This window comes from Pseudomonas urmiensis (assembly GCF_014268815.2).
Classification (GTDB): domain Bacteria; phylum Pseudomonadota; class Gammaproteobacteria; order Pseudomonadales; family Pseudomonadaceae; genus Aquipseudomonas; species Aquipseudomonas urmiensis.
The window spans coordinates 2,064,301-2,083,015 of sequence record NZ_JABWRE020000001.1 but is presented as its reverse complement, the minus strand read 5'-3'; the positions used below and the strand labels follow the sequence as shown (position 1 = coordinate 2,083,015).

At 64.3% G+C, this 18,715-nt stretch carries 16 protein-coding genes; 15 read left to right on the top strand and 1 reads right to left on the bottom strand.

Annotated features, from left to right (window positions below; all coding sequences use genetic code 11):
- The first annotated feature begins 378 nt into the window (after positions 1-378).
- The 15 genes from HU737_RS09170 (at position 379) to HU737_RS09100 (ending at position 16,403) form a co-directional block, all read left to right on the top strand.
- Positions 379-1,731, top strand: a complete 1,353-nt coding sequence (locus HU737_RS09170; RefSeq protein ID WP_186554557.1) for a UDP-glucose dehydrogenase family protein — start codon at positions 379-381, stop codon at positions 1,729-1,731.
- Positions 1,728-2,792 carry an NAD-dependent epimerase gene (locus tag HU737_RS09165; protein ID WP_186554558.1) on the top strand — a complete coding sequence of 355 codons (1,065 nt, stop codon included), beginning with the start codon at positions 1,728-1,730 and terminating at the stop codon, positions 2,790-2,792. Before HU737_RS09170 ends, HU737_RS09165 begins: the two co-directional genes overlap by 4 nt.
- Positions 2,789-3,535 (top strand): sugar transferase, encoded by a 747-nt coding sequence (locus HU737_RS09160; protein ID WP_186554559.1) that lies wholly within the window; start codon positions 2,789-2,791, stop codon positions 3,533-3,535. The genes HU737_RS09165 and HU737_RS09160 overlap by 4 nt, the downstream gene beginning before the upstream one ends.
- Before the next feature lies 1 nt (position 3,536).
- Positions 3,537-4,184: a CpsD/CapB family tyrosine-protein kinase gene (locus HU737_RS09155; protein WP_186554560.1), complete on the top strand. Its 648-nt coding sequence runs from the start codon at positions 3,537-3,539 to the stop codon at positions 4,182-4,184.
- A 19-nt stretch (positions 4,185-4,203) separates the two neighbouring features.
- Positions 4,204-5,223 (top strand): polysaccharide biosynthesis/export family protein, encoded by a 1,020-nt coding sequence (locus HU737_RS09150; RefSeq protein ID WP_186554561.1) that lies wholly within the window; start codon positions 4,204-4,206, stop codon positions 5,221-5,223.
- A 14-nt stretch (positions 5,224-5,237) separates the two neighbouring features.
- Positions 5,238-6,812 carry a GumC family protein gene (locus HU737_RS09145; protein ID WP_186554562.1) on the top strand — a complete coding sequence of 525 codons (1,575 nt, stop codon included), beginning with the start codon at positions 5,238-5,240 and terminating at the stop codon, positions 6,810-6,812.
- Positions 6,809-7,891, top strand: coding sequence for a glycosyltransferase family 4 protein (locus HU737_RS09140; RefSeq protein ID WP_437182213.1), 1,083 nt, complete (start codon positions 6,809-6,811; stop codon positions 7,889-7,891). The genes HU737_RS09145 and HU737_RS09140 overlap by 4 nt, the downstream gene beginning before the upstream one ends.
- Positions 7,888-9,258 (top strand): O-antigen ligase family protein, encoded by a 1,371-nt coding sequence (locus HU737_RS09135; protein ID WP_186554563.1) that lies wholly within the window; start codon positions 7,888-7,890, stop codon positions 9,256-9,258. The genes HU737_RS09140 and HU737_RS09135 overlap by 4 nt, the downstream gene beginning before the upstream one ends.
- The gene (locus tag HU737_RS09130) at positions 9,255-10,220 is read left to right on the top strand and encodes a glycosyltransferase family 2 protein (protein WP_186554564.1); all 966 of its coding nucleotides are present in this window, start codon (positions 9,255-9,257) and stop codon (positions 10,218-10,220) included. Before HU737_RS09135 ends, HU737_RS09130 begins: the two co-directional genes overlap by 4 nt.
- The gene (locus HU737_RS09125) at positions 10,213-11,349 is read left to right on the top strand and encodes a glycosyltransferase family 2 protein (protein WP_186554565.1); all 1,137 of its coding nucleotides are present in this window, start codon (positions 10,213-10,215) and stop codon (positions 11,347-11,349) included. The genes HU737_RS09130 and HU737_RS09125 overlap by 8 nt, the downstream gene beginning before the upstream one ends.
- Before the next feature lie 9 nt (positions 11,350-11,358).
- A complete protein-coding gene (locus tag HU737_RS09120) occupies positions 11,359-12,369 on the top strand; it encodes a polysaccharide deacetylase family protein (RefSeq protein ID WP_186554566.1) in 1,011 nt (336 codons plus the stop codon).
- Entirely contained in the window at positions 12,366-13,670 is a 1,305-nt protein-coding gene (locus HU737_RS09115; RefSeq protein ID WP_186554567.1) for a lipopolysaccharide biosynthesis protein, read from the top strand. The genes HU737_RS09120 and HU737_RS09115 overlap by 4 nt, the downstream gene beginning before the upstream one ends.
- 106 nt (positions 13,671-13,776) lie before the next feature.
- Positions 13,777-14,466 carry a GNAT family N-acetyltransferase gene (locus HU737_RS09110; RefSeq protein ID WP_186554568.1) on the top strand — a complete coding sequence of 230 codons (690 nt, stop codon included), beginning with the start codon at positions 13,777-13,779 and terminating at the stop codon, positions 14,464-14,466.
- Between the two features lie 4 nt (positions 14,467-14,470).
- Complete coding sequence (locus HU737_RS09105) at positions 14,471-15,640, top strand: GNAT family N-acetyltransferase (protein ID WP_186554569.1); 1,170 nt, start codon at positions 14,471-14,473, stop codon at positions 15,638-15,640.
- Complete coding sequence (locus HU737_RS09100) at positions 15,612-16,403, top strand: ChbG/HpnK family deacetylase (RefSeq protein WP_186554570.1); 792 nt, start codon at positions 15,612-15,614, stop codon at positions 16,401-16,403. The genes HU737_RS09105 and HU737_RS09100 overlap by 29 nt, the downstream gene beginning before the upstream one ends.
- Before the next feature lie 19 nt (positions 16,404-16,422).
- Here the strand turns inward: HU737_RS09100 and HU737_RS09095 are convergent, their stop codons facing one another.
- Complete coding sequence (locus HU737_RS09095) at positions 16,423-18,657, bottom strand: putative bifunctional diguanylate cyclase/phosphodiesterase (protein ID WP_186554571.1); 2,235 nt, start codon at positions 18,655-18,657, stop codon at positions 16,423-16,425.
- Between the last annotated feature and the right edge of the window lie 58 nt (positions 18,658-18,715).

The window sequence follows — 18,715 nt, the reverse complement described above, 5'->3', positions numbered from 1 at the left end:
CCATTCATGGAAATCTACCCAAACCGTAGCAGCCCTGAAACAAATCACAAGTCGCAAAAGTCAATTTTCCGACGATATCACAACGCCAGAATTTGGCGTCTTCACGCCCTCTCACCCGACCCTCTCTATTACTCAAACTTCCCAAATTTCGGGGGCTTAGACCGTTCATCGGCTTGTTGACCGGCCAATTGCCAGTAGCTTTGAGCGCTAAGCCTCGGATTGGCAAAGGGTTGGTGGCCAATGGCCCGTTCAGCTAGCGCGTGTAAATCTGACGAAACATGCCATTGCTTTGACGCAATTCCCCACAGCTGAGCTATACCGAACTCACACCCTGTTTCATCCACCTTACTTACCCCCCATCCATACGAGGCACCGCGCATGGACGTGAGCGTTTTTGGCACCGGTTATGTCGGTCTGGTTCAAGCAGCGGCTTTGGCGGATGTCGGCCATCGCGTGTTGTGCGTGGATTTGGACACCCACAAGATCAACCAACTGCGCCAAGGCGTGCCGCCGATCAGCGAGCCTGGCCTGTCGGAACTGCTCGAGGACAACATCAAGGAAGGCCGCCTGCTGTTCAGCACCCAGGCCAGCGACGCGGTCAGCCACGCCGAGCTGATCTTCATCGCCGTTGGCACGCCGCCCGACGAAGACGGCTCCGCCGACCTCAGCCATGTGCTCAACGTCACCCGCCAAATCACCGAACTGATGGACGCCGACCGGACCTTGATCGTCAAGTCCACCGTGCCGGTAGGCACCGCCGACCAGGTCTCGGCCCTGGCCCGCGCCGAACTGCAGCGTCTGGGTAAAGACCACTTGCAGGTGCGCGTGGTGTCCAACCCCGAGTTTCTCAAGGAAGGCAGCGCCCTGGCCGACTGCATGCGCCCCGACCGGATCATCGTCGGCACCCGCGACGCGCTTGCGCATGACCAACTGGCCGAGCTCTACGCGCCGTTCTGCCGCAACCATGAAAAGCTCATGTTCATGGATAACCGCAGCGCCGAGCTGACCAAGTACGCCGCCAACGCCATGCTCGCCACGCGCATCAGCTTCATGAACGAGCTGGCCAACCTCAGCGAGCACCTGGGCGCCGACATCGAAGCGGTGCGCAAGGGCATCGGCTCCGACCCGCGTATCGGCTACCACTTCATCTATCCCGGCTGTGGCTTTGGTGGCTCGTGCTTCCCCAAGGACATCAAGGCCCTGCTGCACACCGCAGAACACAGCGGGATGCCGCTGCGCCTGCTGCAAAGCGTGCACGACGTCAACGATCGGCAGCGGCAGATTCTGTTCGCCAAACTCCAGCAACGCCTGCAAGGCCAGCTGGCCGGCAAGTCTATTGCGCTCTGGGGGCTGGCGTTCAAACCTAACACCGACGACATGCGCGAAGCGCCGAGCCGCTATCTGATGGAAGCGCTGTGGGCCGAGGGTGCCACGGTGCGCGCTTACGACCCAGAAGCCATGGATGAATGCCGGCGCCTGTACGGCTACCGCGATGACCTGCAACTGTGCGCCACCCGCGACGACACCCTGCAGGACGCTGACGCCCTGGTGATCTGCACCGAGTGGAAGAACTTTCGCGTGGTCGACTTCGCCCTGCTCGCCAGCAAACTGCGTGAGCGGCTGATCATCGACGGGCGCAACCTGTACAACCCCGAGCACGTGGCAGCCCACGGCCTGCACTACAGTGGCATCGGTCTGCGTCAGGTCAACGCACAAGTGAGTGCGCCATGAAGGTGTTGGTAACCGGCGCGGCCGGCTTCATCGGTGCCCACACCTGCCTGCGGCTGCTGCGCGATGGCCATGAGGTGGTGGGCCTGGACAACTTCAACGACTACTACGATCCGGCGCTCAAACACGCTCGGCTGCGTTGGGTACGTGAGCAGGCCGACGACTTTGAGGTGCATCGCCTGGATCTGGTCGACCGCGACGGCGTCGCCCGGCTGTTTGCCATCGAACGCCCCGAGGTGGTCATCCATTTGGCTGCTCAAGCCGGGGTGCGCTACTCGCTGCAAAACCCTCAGGCTTATGTCGACAGCAACCTGGCAGGCTTTCTCAATATCCTCGAGGGTTGCCGCCGTCATCCGGTGCGCCACCTACTGTACGCCTCGTCCAGTTCGGTGTACGGCGCCAACCAGCGCACGCCTTATCGGGTCCAGGACGCGGTCGATCATCCGCTGTCGCTGTACGCGGCTACGAAAAAAGCCAACGAGGCGATGGCCCACAGCTACAGCCACCTGTTCGGCATTGCTTGTAGCGGCCTGCGCTTCTTTACCGTGTATGGCCCCTGGGGCCGCCCGGACATGTCGCCAATGCAGTTTGCCAAGGCGATCAGCGAAGGCCGGCCCATCCAGCTGTTCAACCACGGCCGCCACCAACGCGATTTCACCTACATCGACGACATCGTCGAGAGCCTGGTGCGGCTGATGCCCCACCCCCCGGCAGGCAATTCGGACTGGAACGCCCTGGAACCTGATCCGGCCAGCAGCCAAGCGCCGTGGCGGCTGTTCAACATCGGCGGGCAACGCCCGGTGGAACTGCTCGACTACCTGGCCGTGCTGGAGCGCCACCTGCAGCGCAACGCCGTGATCGAGCTGCTGCCACTGCAACCGGGCGACGTGCTGGCCACCTGCGCCGACGCCAGCGCCTTGGCTCAGGTGACCGGCTTTACCCCACGTATTTCCCTGGATGAAGGGCTCAGGCGGTTCGTCGCCTGGTTTCAAGAGTACTACTCGCACACCGCCTTGGAGGCCAACCGTGCTGGCGAGCAGTCCGATCAACGGAGGGCGGTATGACAGGACAACCTAAAAGCGCGCAACTACAGGCGCTATACCAGGATAAACGGATGGATCCGGCGCATCGGCAACGTATCGATGCGGCCATCCACATGCAAGGTCGCGGTTGGATCACCGGCCGGGTGGGCGGGCGCCCGTGGACCTTGTCACGCACCAACCGGGTGTTGTCCGGCATCGCGGCGGTGGTTCTGCTGCTGTTGCTGTCGCCGATGTTGCTGGTGCTGGCAATACTGATCAAGACCTCAAGCCCAGGCCCGGTATTTTTCGTGCAAAAACGCACCGGCTACCGCGGCCGCCTGTTCGGCATGTTCAAGTTCCGCACCATGGTCGCCAATGCCGAAGCGCTCAAGGACTCGGTGCGCCACCTGAACAAACACGGCGCCGACGCCATCGACTTCAAGATCGACAAGGATCCGCGCATCACCTCGGTGGGCAGTTGGCTGCGCCGCAGCAGCCTGGACGAGCTGCCCAACCTGATCAACGTGGTCACCGGCGACATGCGCCTGGTAGGCCCCCGCCCCACCTCTTTCAACGCCTACCGCTACAAGGACAACCACCTCGCGCGGCTGTCGATCTACCCCGGCATGACCGGCCTGTGGCAGATCTCCGGGCGCAGCAACATCGATTTTGACCAACGCGTAGAGCTCGACCTTAGCTACATCAACGAACAGAGCCTGATGCTGGATCTGAAGATCCTCTTCAAGACCCCGTTCAAAGTGTTCACTGGCCACGGAGCAAGTTGAGATGGACGGTTCCACTTCGAGAAGCCTGAGTATCGCCACCCCGAGCGAGACCAACCTGACCGCCACCGTTCTTGACCTGGAGCAGCGCACCTTGCTGCTGACCGCGGCCAACACCGGCAGCGGTACCAGTACCAGCGCGCTGGCGTTCGCCAGCCAACTGGCGCTAATGAGCGCCGGCGCCGTGCTGCTGATCGACAGCAGCAACAGCACCGGTGGCCTCAGTCAGCAACTGGGTCTGGGCAAGCTGCGCGGGTACACCGACCTGTTGTTCGACCAAGACACCCCGCCACTGGCCCAGGACTGCATCGTGCGCCTGTCCGATCAACTGTTCGACATCCTCCCCGGGGGCACCTGGAAGCGCGGGCGCGCCGCGCTCGATCCTGAGCGCCTGCGCGTGCTGCTGCACCAGCTCGGCGGCCAGTACCGCTTCGTGGTGATCGACGGCGAAGCGATCTATGCCAGCGCCGACAGCCTGGTGATCGGCACCCTGGTCGATGGCGTGATCCTGGTGGTGTGCGCCGAGGAGACCCGCAAGGAAGTCGCCCAGGCCGCCGCCCAGCGCCTGACCCAGGCCGGCGCGCGCCTGATCGGTAGCGTGTTCAACAAGCGCAAGTACTACATGCCCAAGTGGCTGTACAACAACCTCTAGGCCGGTACAGGAGAGACCCATGAGATACCCATCCATTGCCCTGTGCCTGCTGGTCCTGACCGGTTGCGCCAGCCAGGATAACCGCGAGATGCCGGTGCAGATCCTCACTGCTGCGCCCGAAGACAGCCAGGCCACCGAAGTGGCGCGGCGCGAGCAGGTGCTGCGCCCGCAAGACGTGCTGGAAGTGATCTTCCACATCAGCGGCACCAGTGCTGGCGCCTATCGCATCCAGTCGGGCGACAGCATCGACCTCAACTTCATGGCCGCCAGCGGCCTCAACGGCAGCCAGCTGGTGCAACCAGACGGCACCATTACCCTGCCCAGCACCAACTCGACGGTCAAGGTCGAAGGGATGACCCCGGGCGAAGCTGAAAACGCCATCCGCGAGGCCTACCGCAACAAGCGCGTGTTCCAGAACAACCGCGACCAGGTGACGTTGCGGGTGATCAGCCCGATGACCAATGAGGTCACCCTGAAGAACACCCTGACCCACCCTGGCACCGGCATGAGCCGCGACATCACGGTCGGTACCGACGGCCGCGCGACCTTCCCGGAAATTGGTTCGGTGCCGCTGCAAGGCATGACCGTCAACCAACTGCGCGACTACCTCAACGAGCGCTACGCCAGCCTGCCGGGCCGGATGACGGTCGACGTGCTGCTCAAGTCAACCGCTGCCAACGAGATCTATGTCCTGGGTGAAGTCGGCCAGCCGGGTGCCTTCCAGATCCGCCGGCCGGTATCGGTGCTCGAAGCACTGACCCTGGCCCGCGGCCCGACCCTCAAGGCCAAGCTCGGCTCGGTGGTGATCATGCGCCGTAACGGCAACACCGTGCATGCCTACAACTACGACGTCGACCAGGCCCTCTCCGGTGGCAGCCAGAAGATCGCCTACCTGCAGCCCGAAGACATGCTCTATGTGCCCAAGAGCAAGCTGGCCAGTGCCGGCGAGCTGTCCCGGCAATTGGCTGACGTCGTGCTGTTCCAGGGCTTCGGCTTCAGCTTCAGCTATCGCGTCGACAACAAAGACGACAACAACTGACCGGGGATCGAACCATGACGACGCAACCCAAAGAAAACTATGTGCATGAGTTCTTCCGCATCTTTTTCGCCAATAAGCAGTTGGCCAAGCGGGTGTTCCTGGTGTTTGCGGTGATCGCCCTGGTGCTGCCGTTCGTGCTCAAGCAGAGCTACGACATCACCGCTGAGGTCATCGTGCAGTCGAAGAAACTCTCACAGAGCGACACCAGTTCGGCGCTGACCCAGGAAGCCGACCGCTTCATTCCACCGACCCTGGCCGACATGGAAACCGAGAGCAACATCCTGCGCTCGCCGACCCTGATTCGCCAGACCATCGACCAGCTGCGCAAGGACGGCCAGTTCAAGACCGAGCCCGGCGTCTTGCAGCGTCATGTGTTCACGCCGCTGCGCGAGCAGGTGCTCAATCCGCTGAAAAGCCTGTTGGGCAGTGAGCCCGCAGTACAGCGCGACACCGAGCTGGACGCCCTCACCGACCAAGCGGTCAAGGCACTCACCGTCGAGACCCTGCCAGGTTCGAACGTCATCTCGGTGACCTACAGCGCCGATGATCCCAAGGTCGGCACCCTGTTCGTCAGCCAGTTGCTGGACAACTTCCTGAAAAACCGCCAGGACCTGCAGTCCAACGAGCTGCCACAAAGCTTCTACGAGCAGAAAAAACTCCACTACCAAGCCCGCCTGGGTGACCTGGAAGGGCAACGGATGGGCCTGCTGACTGCGATCAGCTCGTCTGACCCGAAAGAGGAGATCACTTTCCGCCTGAACGCGATCAACACCGAAGAGCAGGCGCTGAACGTGCAGCGCGACCGCCAGTTGCAGAACCAGAAATGGCTCGAATACCTGCAAACCCACCTGGCTGCCGCCAGCAAGGCAAGAATTGCCGACTACGCCTTCCCCTACACCTTCACCACCACCCTGGAGAACGTGGCGTTCGAAGACCGCGAGATCAAGCAACTGGGCGAGCAGCTGACCACCCAACTGGCGCGCTACAACGCCGACCGGACGGTGTTCCAACCGGGCTCCGAACCCATGCTGCTGGCACGTGAGCAGATCGCCCAGCTGCGCGGGCAGTTCCTCAAGATCGTCGAGAACCGCATCCGTGAGCGCCAACAGGATCTTTCCGTCACCCAGCAAGTGATCGACCAGAAGACCCAGCGCATCGCCGACTACAAGGCGCGCATCCTGCAACTGCGCGAAACCCAGAGCAAGACCCGCCAGCTGGACACCGAAATCGATGCCCTGCACAAGGCCTTCTCGACCTACGCCCAGCGTTATGAAGAAAGCCGTGGCCAGGGCCTGCTCGACGGTAGCCAGTCCAACGCCAGGATCCTCAGCGCACCTTACGAGCCAACCGCGGCGGCCTTCCCCAAACCTGGCCTGATCATTCCGTTCGGCTTGCTCTGCGGCTTGCTTCTGGCGATTGCCGTGGTCTACGTCAAGGAGTTCTTCGACCATCGCTTCAAACACCCTGCGCAAATCGGTCAAGAGCTGGGCCTGCCAGTACTGCTGGTAATCAACGACCACGCCCCGGCCCTGCCCAACCCGCACAAGACCTGGTCGCTGCCGCGGCTGGTGCACTGGGTGCGCAATTGAACGCCGCCGTGCCCGCCGCCGGCCGGCCGATCGTGCACCTGCTCAGCAGCGGCGGCTTCTATGGTGCTGAGCGCATGCTGCTGGACCACTGCCAGGCGACCTCGGGCGACCATCGCGTGGTGTTCCTCGATGCCCCGGCGGAGCTGGTTACCCGGTTCCGCGAGGCAGGGGTTCAGTGCCAGTCGTGCGACAGCCTGCCAGCGCTGCTGCGGCTGTTGCGCGAGCAACGGCCGTTGATCAATACGCACAACTTCAAAGGCCTGGTGTTCGGTTGGCTGGGTGCCAGCGTGTGGCGCTTGCCGCTGGTGATCACCCAGCACGGCTTTACCCCCAGCAGCCGCAAACAACGCCTGTATACCTGGCTGAGCCTGCAACTGTGCCGCATGCCCAACGTTGAGCGGGTGGTCTGCGTGGCCGAAAGCATCGCGCGTATTTTGCGCGATGCGGGGGTACCGGCGAGCCGCCTGCAGGTGATTCCCAATGGCCTGCCGCAAGCCGCTGCCCTGCCTGAACGGATACCGGCGAGCGGGACGTGGCTGGCCGGCTATGTGGGACGCTTGAGCCGCGAAAAAGGCCCGGACCTGTTCCTCGACGCCTTGATCCCGCTGTGCCAACGCCACCGGCAGGTGCGTGGGGTAATGCTCGGCGAAGGCCCTGAACGCGCTGAACTGCAAGCGCGCATCGATGCCGCCGGGCTCACCGAGCGCATCACCCTGCCAGGCTTTCAGCGCGATATGCGCAGCTGGATGGCCCGCCTGGATGCGCTAGTGATCAGCTCGCGCACCGAAGGCACGCCGATGATCCTGCTCGAAGCCATGCAGGATGGCGTCCCAGTGGTGGCCTTCGGCGTCGGCGGCATCCCTGACGTCATCGAACATGGGCGCAATGGCCTGTTGGCCCGGCCACTGGCCGTCGATGAGCTGGGCCAGCAGCTGCTGGCCCTGCTCGAAGACCCGGCGCAGGCTGGCGAGCTGGTCGCCCGCGCCCGCCAGACCCAACGTGAACGCTACCACCTTCCCACCCTGGCACAACGCTGGGCCCAGGTTTACCGGGGCGCGGCACAGGAGGTCGTCGCATGATCATTCCACTGTCGCTGGTCGGCCTGGTCGCCATGGTGTGCCTGGGCTTGCTGGCCAGCCCCTACCCCTACCTGGCGCCTGGCGCGGTGCTCGGCCTTGCCGGTGCGCTGGTCTTGTACCGGCCGCCGGCCTTGGGCTTGCTGGCGATCGTCACCCTGGTGCCGCTGGAAGGCTTGCTCAAAGATGGCCTGGTCTCCGGCGCCAAACTGGTGGGGATTGGCCTGGCCCTGATCCTCACCCTGCAACTGGCGGTCGGCCAGTTGCAGGGTGCGCGCCTGCGCAGCTCGCACTGGCGGCTGCTGGCGCTGTTCCTGACCTTCTATCTGCTGAGCCTGTGGACCAGCGACAACCTCAGCTTGTCGCTGAACCACCTGCGCGACCTGATCGTTGGCCTGGTGGTGTTCGTTCTCACCTTGCTCATCGGCCGCGACCTGAACCTGCCTTGGCTGGCCCGGGTAATTACCCTCAGCGTCTGCGTGATGTGCCTGTTCGGCCTGTTCTCGACCAAGTACCAGGAAGGCGGCCGCGCCACCGCCATGCTCGACGCCAACCTGTTCGCCATGATGATTACCGTGGCCATGCCGATGGGCTTGTGGCTGGCCCTGAAGAGCCGCCAGCTGCCGATCAAGCTGTTCTGGATAGGCTGCTGTCTGTTGCTGCTGGCCGGCATGACCAAGACCGACTCACGCTCAGGGCTGGTGGTGCTGCTGATCAGCTCGGGCATCCTGCTCTACAACTACCGTGAGCAGCTCAGCCACATTCGCCCGCGCCACCTGGGCTTCGCCATGCTGGGCATCGCCATCATCCTGCCGTTGGCCGCTGCGGTAGTGCCGGCCAGCTATGTCGATCGTATCGCGTCGCTGGCGATGCTCAAGTCCGGGGTCAATGCGCACAAGGACGAGTCACTCGGCCGGCGCGCCACCTACCTGGTGGTGGGCAAGCAGATGATCAGCGACAACCCGGTCCTCGGTGCCGGCCCAGGCACCTTCCCACTGCATTACGCCGACACCGGCTTCTCCAAGGCCTTTGCCCCGGTCAACAGCGTCGCCACCGACCTGTATCGCCGCGCGCACAACACCTACCTGGAAATCTTCAGCGAAATCGGCCTGCCGGCTGGGTTGCTGTTCGTTGGCATGATCGCCCTGGCCCTGCGCAACTTCTGGCGGGCGCGCGCGGCCTGGGCGGCGATCGGCGAGCACGACAAAGCCGACATGATGACCCACCTGACCATCAGCATGCTGGCCATTGCGCTGTTCCTGATGTTCCTCAGTTCACCGAGCCTCAAGTACCTGTGGCTGATGCTGGCGCTGTCCAGCGTGGTCTGGCGTGAAGCGGCCCAGGCCCGGGCATTGCAGGGGGCGGCATGAGCCTGATCAGCATCGTCATTCCCATGTTCAACGAGGCCCGGCATATTGCCCGGACCTTGCAGGCGGTGCAGCTGGCGGCGGCCAATGCCGGGCTCGACTGTGAAGTGCTGGTGGTCGACAACGGCTCCAGCGACGCCGGCCCTGCTATTGCCGCAAGCTTCGGTGCGCGGGTGCTGAGCTTGCCGAAAATGGCCATCGGCGCCCTGCGCAACTACGGCGCCCGCGCTAGCAACGGGCAATGGTTGGCGTTTCTCGACGCCGACATCGAGGTGCCCAGCGATTGGCTCAGCCGCTTGCTCGACCTGCAGCGCCGTGGCGAGGGCGATGTGTTCGCCCTGGATTGCGACACCCCACGCCAGGCGCCGTGGTTCGCCTACGCCTGGCAGCGCCGCACCTTGCGTGCCGGGCAAACCCTGCAAGACAGCAGCTGGCTGCCGACCCCCAACCTGTTGATGCAGCGCCAGTGGTTCGACCGGGTCGGCGGTTTTGACGAACGGCTGCGCACGGGCGAAGACAAAGACTTCACCTTGCGCCTGCATCAAGCTGGCGCGCGCCTGCGTGTGCTGCGCCAACCGGTGGTGCTGCACTGGGGCTTCGAAGGCAGTTGGGCGGAGTGGCTGGGCAAGGAGCTGTGGCGCCAGGGCAGCCACCTGCAACTGCTGCGAAGCAACGGCCTGAGCCTGCGCTTGCTGCGTTTCCCGCTACTGTCGCTGGCGATCTGGCTGTTCGATGCACTTGCCCTGGCGCTGCTAGTGGCCGGCAATGCTCGCGCAGCCTTGCTGCTAGCGCTGGTCGGCGCCCTGCCCGCCCTGGTCTTGAGCCTGCGCCAGAGCCTGAAACACCGCGATCCACTGTTTGTCCTGCAGCTATGGGGCCTGCACTGGGTGCGCCTGCACCTGGCCGGCGCGGCCTGTGTACTCAGCCTGTTCAACTGGAATGCAAGGAGGCCCGCACGTGGCTGAATCAATCTTCTGGCTCTGCCTGCTACTGCCCTTTTATGCCTGGCTCGGCTACCCGCTGCTGCTGACCCTGGTCGGGCCGTTATTCGCCCGCCATCGGCCAGGGCCGTTGCCCCGGCAACAGGTCAGTGTGGTGGTGGCCGCACACAACGAGGAGCGGCATATCGAAGACAAACTGCGCAACCTGCTCGCGCAGAACTGCCCAGCCGCCGACCTGCAGATCATCGTTGCCAGCGATGGCTCCAGCGATCGCACCGTGGCCCTGGCACGCAGCTTCGATGACCCACGAATTCACGTGCTGGACCTGCCACGCCAAGGCAAGAACAGCGTGCTCAACGCCGCCGTCGAACACTGCAGCGGCGATATCCTGGTGTTCACCGATGCCGATGTGCACTGGCTCGATGGCACCCTCAGCGCCCTGCTGGCACCGTTTGCCGACCCAGCCGTGGGCGCCAGCGTCGGCAACATGGTCATCCCCGTCGCCGGTAAAGGCCTGAGCCTGGGTGAAAGCCTGTATCGCCACTACGAAGCCTGGCTGCGCCGGGTGGAGAACCGCACCGGCTGCACGGTTTCGGCCGATGGCGCGCTGCAAGCGGTACGCCGCGAGTATTACCAACCGATCCCGCCACGGGTCAACGACGACTTCTACATCAATACCTGCGCACCGGTGGCCGGCAAGCGTGTGGTGTACGTCGACCAGGCCAAGGTGCTGGACATTGGCGTGGACCAAGCGCATCGGCAATTCAGCCGCCGCCAGCGGGTCACGGTCGGCGGCCTGATCAGCCTGGCCGCACGCCGCGAGCTGCTCAACCCACTGCGCCATGGCCTGTACGCCATCGCCCTGATCAGCCACAAGCTGATTCGCCGGCTGGCGCCGGTACTGCTGCTGCCGCTGTTGCTGGCCAACTTTTTCCTGCTCGACGAGCACGTTTTCTACCGTCTGACGCTGGTCGCCCAGTTGCTCTGCTACGCGATTGCCGTGGCGGGCCTGTTGGATGTGCGTCATCGCCTGCCCAAGCCGTTTCGCCTGGCCGCATTCGTCCTGGTGACCTTGGCGGGGATGAGCGTGGGCCTGTGGCAGTTCTTGCGCGGGCACAGCTACAACCAATGGAACCCCGACCAGACTCGATGAGTGCCTGACATGCCGATCAAGACCAGTATCAAGCGTGCCAGCGGTTGGCTCTACCTCAACTCTCCCAAGGGCCGCAGCCAGCTGCGCGGTGCCGGGGTGATACTCATGCTGCACCGGGTGCTGGCCGACGACGCCAGCGCCGCGCTGCCCCATCGCAATGAACTGTGCGTCGGCCCCAAGGCCTTCGAGGGCCTGCTGCGCTGGCTGCCGCGGCACTTTGACTGCGTCAGCCTGATGGACCTGCTCAAAGACCACCAAGGCACTCGCGGCAGCGGCCGGCCCAAGGTTGCCCTGACCTTCGACGACGGCTGGCGCGACAACGCCCTGAACGCCTTTCCCTTGCTGCGTAAACATCACATACCGGCGAGCATCTTCCTCTCCACCGATTTCATCGGCAGCCGCCAGCGTTTCTGGTGGGAAAGCGTCGGCGAAACCCTGTGGGGCAGCCATGGCGAAGAGCCGCGCCGGCAACTGATCGAGCGCTTGCGCAAGCTCGGGCGACCGCTGCCTGCGGCCTACTTCATGAACGACCGGCCCAAAGCGCGCAGCCACGCGCTGGCGCAGTATCTGCAAAGCCTCAAGAGCCTCAATCATCAGGCCTTGCAGTTGCTCACCGACGCCTGCCCGCCAGAGTCCCTGGCCCAGGCCATGGACTGGCAGCAGGTGCGCGAACTGGAAGACTCAGGCCTGGTGCGCTTCGGCCCCCATGGCGCCAGCCATGCGCTGCTGCCGTACCTGGACGACCGCCGTCTGGACGAAGAACTGCAGCGCAGTCACGCCGCCCTCAACCAAGGCTGCCAGCAACCGCTGCCGGTGTACTGCTACCCCAACGGCGACCACGACGAGCGGGTTCGTGCGCGGGTCGCCGCGCACCGCTACCCCTATGCCCTGAGCACCCGCGCCGGGATTTGCCAAGGCTATGACGACCCGTTGGCGTTGCCCCGTATCGGCGTCAGCCAACGCAATGCCAGCCGGCCTTCGCTGCTGGCTTGGCGCATCAGCCGCGGGAACCGCTCATGAACCGCAACAGCTACCTGCGCCATCTGCTGCTGAGCATGGGCACCAAACTTGCCATGATCGCCCTGCGCCTGGCGCGCAACGTGTTGCTGGCGCGCATCCTCGGCCCCAGCGAGCGCGGTTTGTTCGCCCTGCTCAGCACCCTGCCCGACCTGATCAGCGCCGCCACCAGCGGCGGGCTCAACAGTGCCGTCGGCTACCAGGCGGCCAAGCAACGCGATATGGGCCTGCTGCTGACCCAGGTGCTGATCTATGGCTGCCTGCTGGCCGGGTTGCTGACGCTGGTGTGTGTCGTGCTGGTGCGCGAGTTCGGTGCTGAGCTGGAGATCACCCTGCAGCTGGGCGTGCTCGCCTGGCTGTTGCTGCTGGCAGTGCCCATGACCGTGCTCAAGAGCGGCCTGCTGACCCTGCACAACGCCAGCGGCGGCGTCGGCGCCTTCAATGCCCTGCGCCTGAGCGAATCACTGGCGCCGCTGCTGCTGTTCGTCGGGCTGTACTGGATGTGGCAGGAGCACGCCCTGGAAGCGGCGCTGATCAGCTGGCTGGGCGGTATCGCCCTGGTGCTGGTACTGGGCCTGTGGTGGCTACGGCGGCAACACCCCCTGCACCTGCGCTGGGACCGCAGCGGCCAGCGCGAGCTCTTGAACTACAGCGCCAAAAGCCATCCGGACCTGTTGTTCCAGCAACTGATCCTGCGCTCGGACTACCTGTTCATCGGCGCGATTCTGGGCAGTACCGCGCTGGGACACTACGCCATGGCCAGCGCCGCCGCCGAACTGCTGCTGATCATCCCCGAAGCGGTCACCACGCCGCTGATGAAGCGCCTGCTGCAACAAGATGCCGGCATGGACAAGATCACCCCATTGGCCCTGCGCCTGACCGCTACGGTCATGCTCGGCGCCTGCCTGGGCATGGCGCTGATTGGCCAATGGCTGATCGTGACCCTGTTCGGCGCCGAGTACCAACCCGCCTACCCGGCCCTGCTGGCGCTGCTGCCAGGCCTGCTTGGGCTGTGCTACGCGAGCATCCTGCGCCTGGACCTGCTGGGCAAGAATCGCCCCGGCACGGTGTCTCTGATGATGGGCGCAGGCGCCGCGCTGAACCTGGTGCTCAACCTGATCCTGATTCCCACCTGGGGCATCGTCGGCGCCGCCATGGCCTCCTCGATCGCCTACCTCGCGGTGACCGTGGCCATGCTGGTGCTGTATTGCCGGCTCAGTGGCGTCGCGCTGGGGCAGACCTTGATCGTTCTACCCAGCGACTTCGCCCCGCTGCGCCAGATGCTGCAACGGAGGCCGGCATGAATCTCTCTTCTCTCACTCCACCTCCAAGCGCCAGGGCAGTAGGAGGTCGCCCTGAGCTGGAACGCGTCAACCGACGCATCTCGACCTGCCACAAACAGGAGGCACCATGCGTGCATTGAGCAAAATCCGGGAGCGCATCCAGCGCAAAGGATTGCGCAACACACTGCGAGCCGCGTTCAAGCGATTCGTCTTCTATCATTGGGAATTGCTGTGGATGGAGCGTGACCTGGTCAGCCCCGTCCCTCCCCACCGGCTTAAAGCGTACACGCCGCTGCGGGTGGAGCGGATCACGGTGAACAATGTCCAGGCCTTTGCCAAGCATTTCGGCGATCGCGTGGAAGTCATGCGCGAGCTGGCCGCCGAGGGCCACACCGGGCTGATGTTCCTTGACGATGACAACCACACCTGTGCGTTCATCTGGGGCAGCAGCCGGCACTACCACGACCGCCACTTCTACGGGTGCTGGTTCCCGGTGCAAGCGGGCGAATTCTTCGAGTTCGGTGGCGAGCTGATCCGCAAATACTGGGGCACGCGCTTGTCCCTGGATATCCAGTTGGAAATCTGGAAAGCCATGGCCGCGCAAGGCTGCACCAAGGTGGTGGATGTGTGCGAAAGCGACAACATCCCTGCGCTGAAGCTGCATTTGCGTACCGGCTACAAGGAGCAAGGACGAATCATGAACGTGTATTGCCTGTTTGGTCGCTGGAAGTTCTTCCGCGAAACCCGCTACACCGAGTCACGCCTTGAGCCACTGCGCAAACCTGAGCGGGAAACCGTCTCGGCCACGGCGTCGTGAAGCCATGGGCTTGCGCCTGAGCTGGTGCGCCTCGCTGCGCACCCCCGACTTCCCCGCTGCCGACTACGAGGCGCTGCGCCAGCGCCTGGCCGGCAGCACCCCTTTCAACCACCTGGGCTGGCTACGTGCCGCCGAGGCCGCCCTGCAACCTGGGCAATTGCTGCAAGTGCTGCTTGGCTACAAGAACGGCCAGCTCTGCCTGTGCCTGCCGCTGGTGCGCCAGCGCGAAGCATTCGGCCCCATCTCCTTGGCGGTGGTACGCCACCTGGGCTACCCACTGAGTGACCGCATCGCCCTGTTGATCGACCTGCCGGGCAATGCGGCTGGCAAGGTCCTGCGCGCCATTCGCAACCAGCTGCCACATGCCCTGCTGCAATTGAGCGAAGTGCCCGACGGCGCGGCCGGTGACAACTGGCTGCGGCGCTGGGCCAGCCGCAGCTCGACCTTCGAACGGCGCCTGACCTGCAGCGTGCCGGTGCATCGCATCAGCGACGCCGATCGCCAGGAAGTCAGCGGCGATCCGCGCTATAAACTGCGCCGCGCGCGCAAACGCATCGCCGCCTGTGGCGCGCAAGTGCGGCGCGTCATCGCCACTCAGGACAACATCGGCCAGCTGCTCGATGCCATCAGCGCTGTCGAAGCGGCCAGCTGGAAAGGTGACGATGAAGTCGGCATCTTCTCCGGCGAGCAGCGCCGCCAGTGGATGTACCAGGCCTTTACCGCCCTGGCGGGTGAAGGCCTGGTGTGCCTGGTCCTGCTGGAGCTCGACGGCCGCTGCATCAGTTACCGCCTGGGCCTGCTCGAACGGGGCCGGGTGTACGACTACAACCTGGCCTTCGAGCCTGCCTATCGCGACCTGGGCAGTGGCCGGGTGCTGCTCGAAGAGTTTATCCACTGGGGCCTGGACGACGGCTGGCAGTGGGTCGACGCCTCCCGCGTCAGCCTGGAAAACTCCAGCCACCAGCTGCACGAACGCCAGACCGAGCAGGTCGACCAGTGGCGCCTGAGCTGCTACAGCTGGCGCCTGGACGGCATCGCCCTGGGGCTGGCGCTGCGCTGCTGGCAGTGGCTCAAGCCGCGCCTGGGCAAGCGCGCCGCCAGCCCCCAGGTCGCGGCCACCCCCAATCCCCCACAGGAGAGTCCGAATGCCATCTCAGGTCATAGTCAACGCTGACGATTTCGGCCTCAGTGCCCATACCAACGCGGTGATCTTGCATGCCTTCCAGGCCGGCTTGATCAGTTCGGCGACGGCCATGGCCAACATGCCGGCGTTTGCCGCAGCCTGCGTCCTGGCCCAGCAGCCGGCGCTCAAAGGACGGATTGGCTTGCATTTCAACCTGACCTACGGCCGGCCGTTAAGCCAGGCCATCTTGGCCGAAGCGCGTTTTTGCGCGCCGCACGGCGAATTCGAGCTCAAGCTCAAGCGCCGCACCCTGCGCCTGACGCGGCGTGAGCGGCTGGCAGTCGAGCAGGAGCTCGAAGCCCAGTGGAACCGCTGCCTGGAACATGGGGTGATGCCCAGCCACCTGGACTCGCATCAGCATGTGCACAACATCTGGCCGATCGGCGAGATCGTCGCACGCTTCGCTCGCAAACAAGGGGTGCCAGTGCGCTTGGCGCGCAACCTGGGGCAGAACATCGGCCCCTTGAAGAAAACTTTCAAGGCGCTGCTCAATCGGCGCTTGCGCCAACTCAGCGGGGCGACGGCAGACTACGTGTGCACGCCGCTGGACTTGAAAGCGGGCCTGGCGCCCAAACAGGGCGTACTGGAAATCGTCGCCCATCCCAGCGCACTGGGCGGGCATGACTTTGGTGATGCCTACCTGGCCACCGGCGAGTCGCTCAAGAGCCTGATTGACCAGCGGCTGGCGGGGCTTCCTCGGGTTGGCTACACCTGCCTGGCTGCTCAGCCTTCGGCACTCGCTGCGCAGACTTGATAGGCGTCGAGCAGCGATCTCAGCGCGCCGGCCGCCGCTGCTCATGTTGCACCAGCCATGCCTGCAACGCCTGCGCAGGCATCGGCCGGGCCATCAGGTAGCCTTGGCCCTGATTGCATCCGGCATTGCGCAGAAAATCGTACTGCTCCTGGGTTTCGATGCCTTCGGCGGTGATCCGAAAGCCCAGCGCATGGCCCAGGTCGATGATCGCGCGGGCAACGGCGACGGCATCGTCGTCGCCAGGCAGGTCCTTGATGAAGGCGCGGTCGATCTTCAGGTGATCGATCGGCAGCGAGCGCAGATAGGCCAGCGACGAGTAGCCGGTCCCGAAGTCGTCCACCGCGGTGGCCACGCCCATGGCTTGCAGCTGGGCCAGCACCGCGCAGGCCTGCTGCTGGCTTTCCATCAGCAAGCTTTCGGTGATCTCCACCTCCAGCAGTTGCGCCGGCAAGTCGTAACGTGCCAGCGCCGTAGCGAGGCTGGTGACATAGTCGCTGCGCTCGATCTGCAAGGCCGCGACGTTGATCGCCAATGGCCCAGGCAAACAGTCTGCGGCGCGCCAGCTGGCCAACTGCGCGCAGGCCAGATCCAGCACCAACTCACCTAGCGGGATGATCAAACCGGTGCGTTCGGCCAACGGGATGAACTCGGCCGGCGACACCAGCCCATGCTCGGGGTCACGCCAGCGCAACAGCGCCTCGACCCCCTCCAGCTGACCACTGAACAAATCCACCTTGGGCTGGTACCACAGCTCGAATTCGTTGTCCTGCAGGGCCCGGCGCAGGTTGCGTTCCAACTCCAGCCGCTGCTGCAGGCGCGCGGTCATCTCGGGGTGATACGGGCGCCAGGCATTGCGGCCGCTCTCCTTGGCCACGTACATGGCGGTGTCGGCATGGCGCAGCAGGCTGTCGACACTCTCGCCATGCTGCGGACACCAGGCCAAACCGATGCTGCCGGTGACCAGCGCGGCATTGCCGTTGAGGTCGAACGGCCGTTGCAGGCAACGCAAGATTGCCCGTACCTGATGACTGACCTGGCCCTGGCTGCCTTGGAGCATGAACACGAACTCATCGCCGCCGAGTCGGCATACGCGGTCGGCGCTGTCGAGCTCTTGCAAAAAGCGCGCGGTGGCTTGTTGCAAAAGCAGATCGCCCATGGGGTGGCCGAGGCTGTCATTGACCTGCTTGAAGCCGTCGATATCCAGCATCAACACCGCCAGGCCATTGCCCTTGAGGATGGCAGCGGCCAACTGCTGCTGGAACAGCACGCGATTAGGCAGCCCAGTGATGGTGTCGTAGTGGGCCAGGCGCTCCAGCTGAGCCTGTGACTGGCGCAGTTCGCGGTTGCGCTGCTTGAGCAAACGGTGATTGCGATTGAGCTGGGCGACGAACACGCTGAACAGCCCGGTGCAACTCAAGGCGAACAAAAACAAGGGCGACGCGAACAAGCCCAGCACCGGCCAGCCGGCACGCGGGGCAGCCACCAGCTGCCAGCGACCACCTGGCACTTCCACCGTCTGGCTGAGCAGCGGGTCTTCGAACAGCCGTGCATCGCCCCAGATCAACCCGCCTTCGCCGCCTTGGCCATTGGCGCCACGCACGGCCACGTCGATCTCAAGCTCCGGCCCAAGCCCGGCGGCGGCCAGCAGCCGATCGATGTCGGCCACGGTCGAGACGTTGCCCCAATAGAACTTCACCCCGCGCTTGCCATTGATGAACACCGGGCGCCGATAAATCAGCGCCTGGCCGCCCTGATATAGCTTCACCGGCCCGGCAAGCACCGGCTGCATCTGCTCGCGCGCCGATTGCAACAGCGGGAACTGCTCCGGCAGACGCCGGTAGTCCAGGCCAATGATGGCCTGGTTGTCCTTGAGCGGATAGACATCGCTGATCACATCGTCCGGCGCCAGCGACACATGGCGCATGTACGGCACCGAAGCCAACGCTTCACGCGCCATGCCATGGAAGTGCTCGGCACTGATATGGCCATCGGCGGCAATCAGTTGGGCAATGCCCTCGGTTTCGCCAAAGGCTGCGCGCAGTTGCGCCTCCAAGGCGGCCCGTACCCCAGACAAATGTGCAGCAATGGTGGCGACCTGCTCGCTCTGCTCGCGTTGCACGTCCAGCCGGCCAAGCACCAGCGACAAGCTGATGCCAATCACGGCAAAACCCACTGGCAGCAGGCGGTTGGCGCTGCGACGCAGCGAGCCCGCGGCGGCTGGCGGGTCATCAGGGGAAGGGTGGACGGTTCTCATGGGCCCGCGATCGGAGGACGATTGATCCTGTATCGGCGCAGGCTGGCCAATGTTGAGC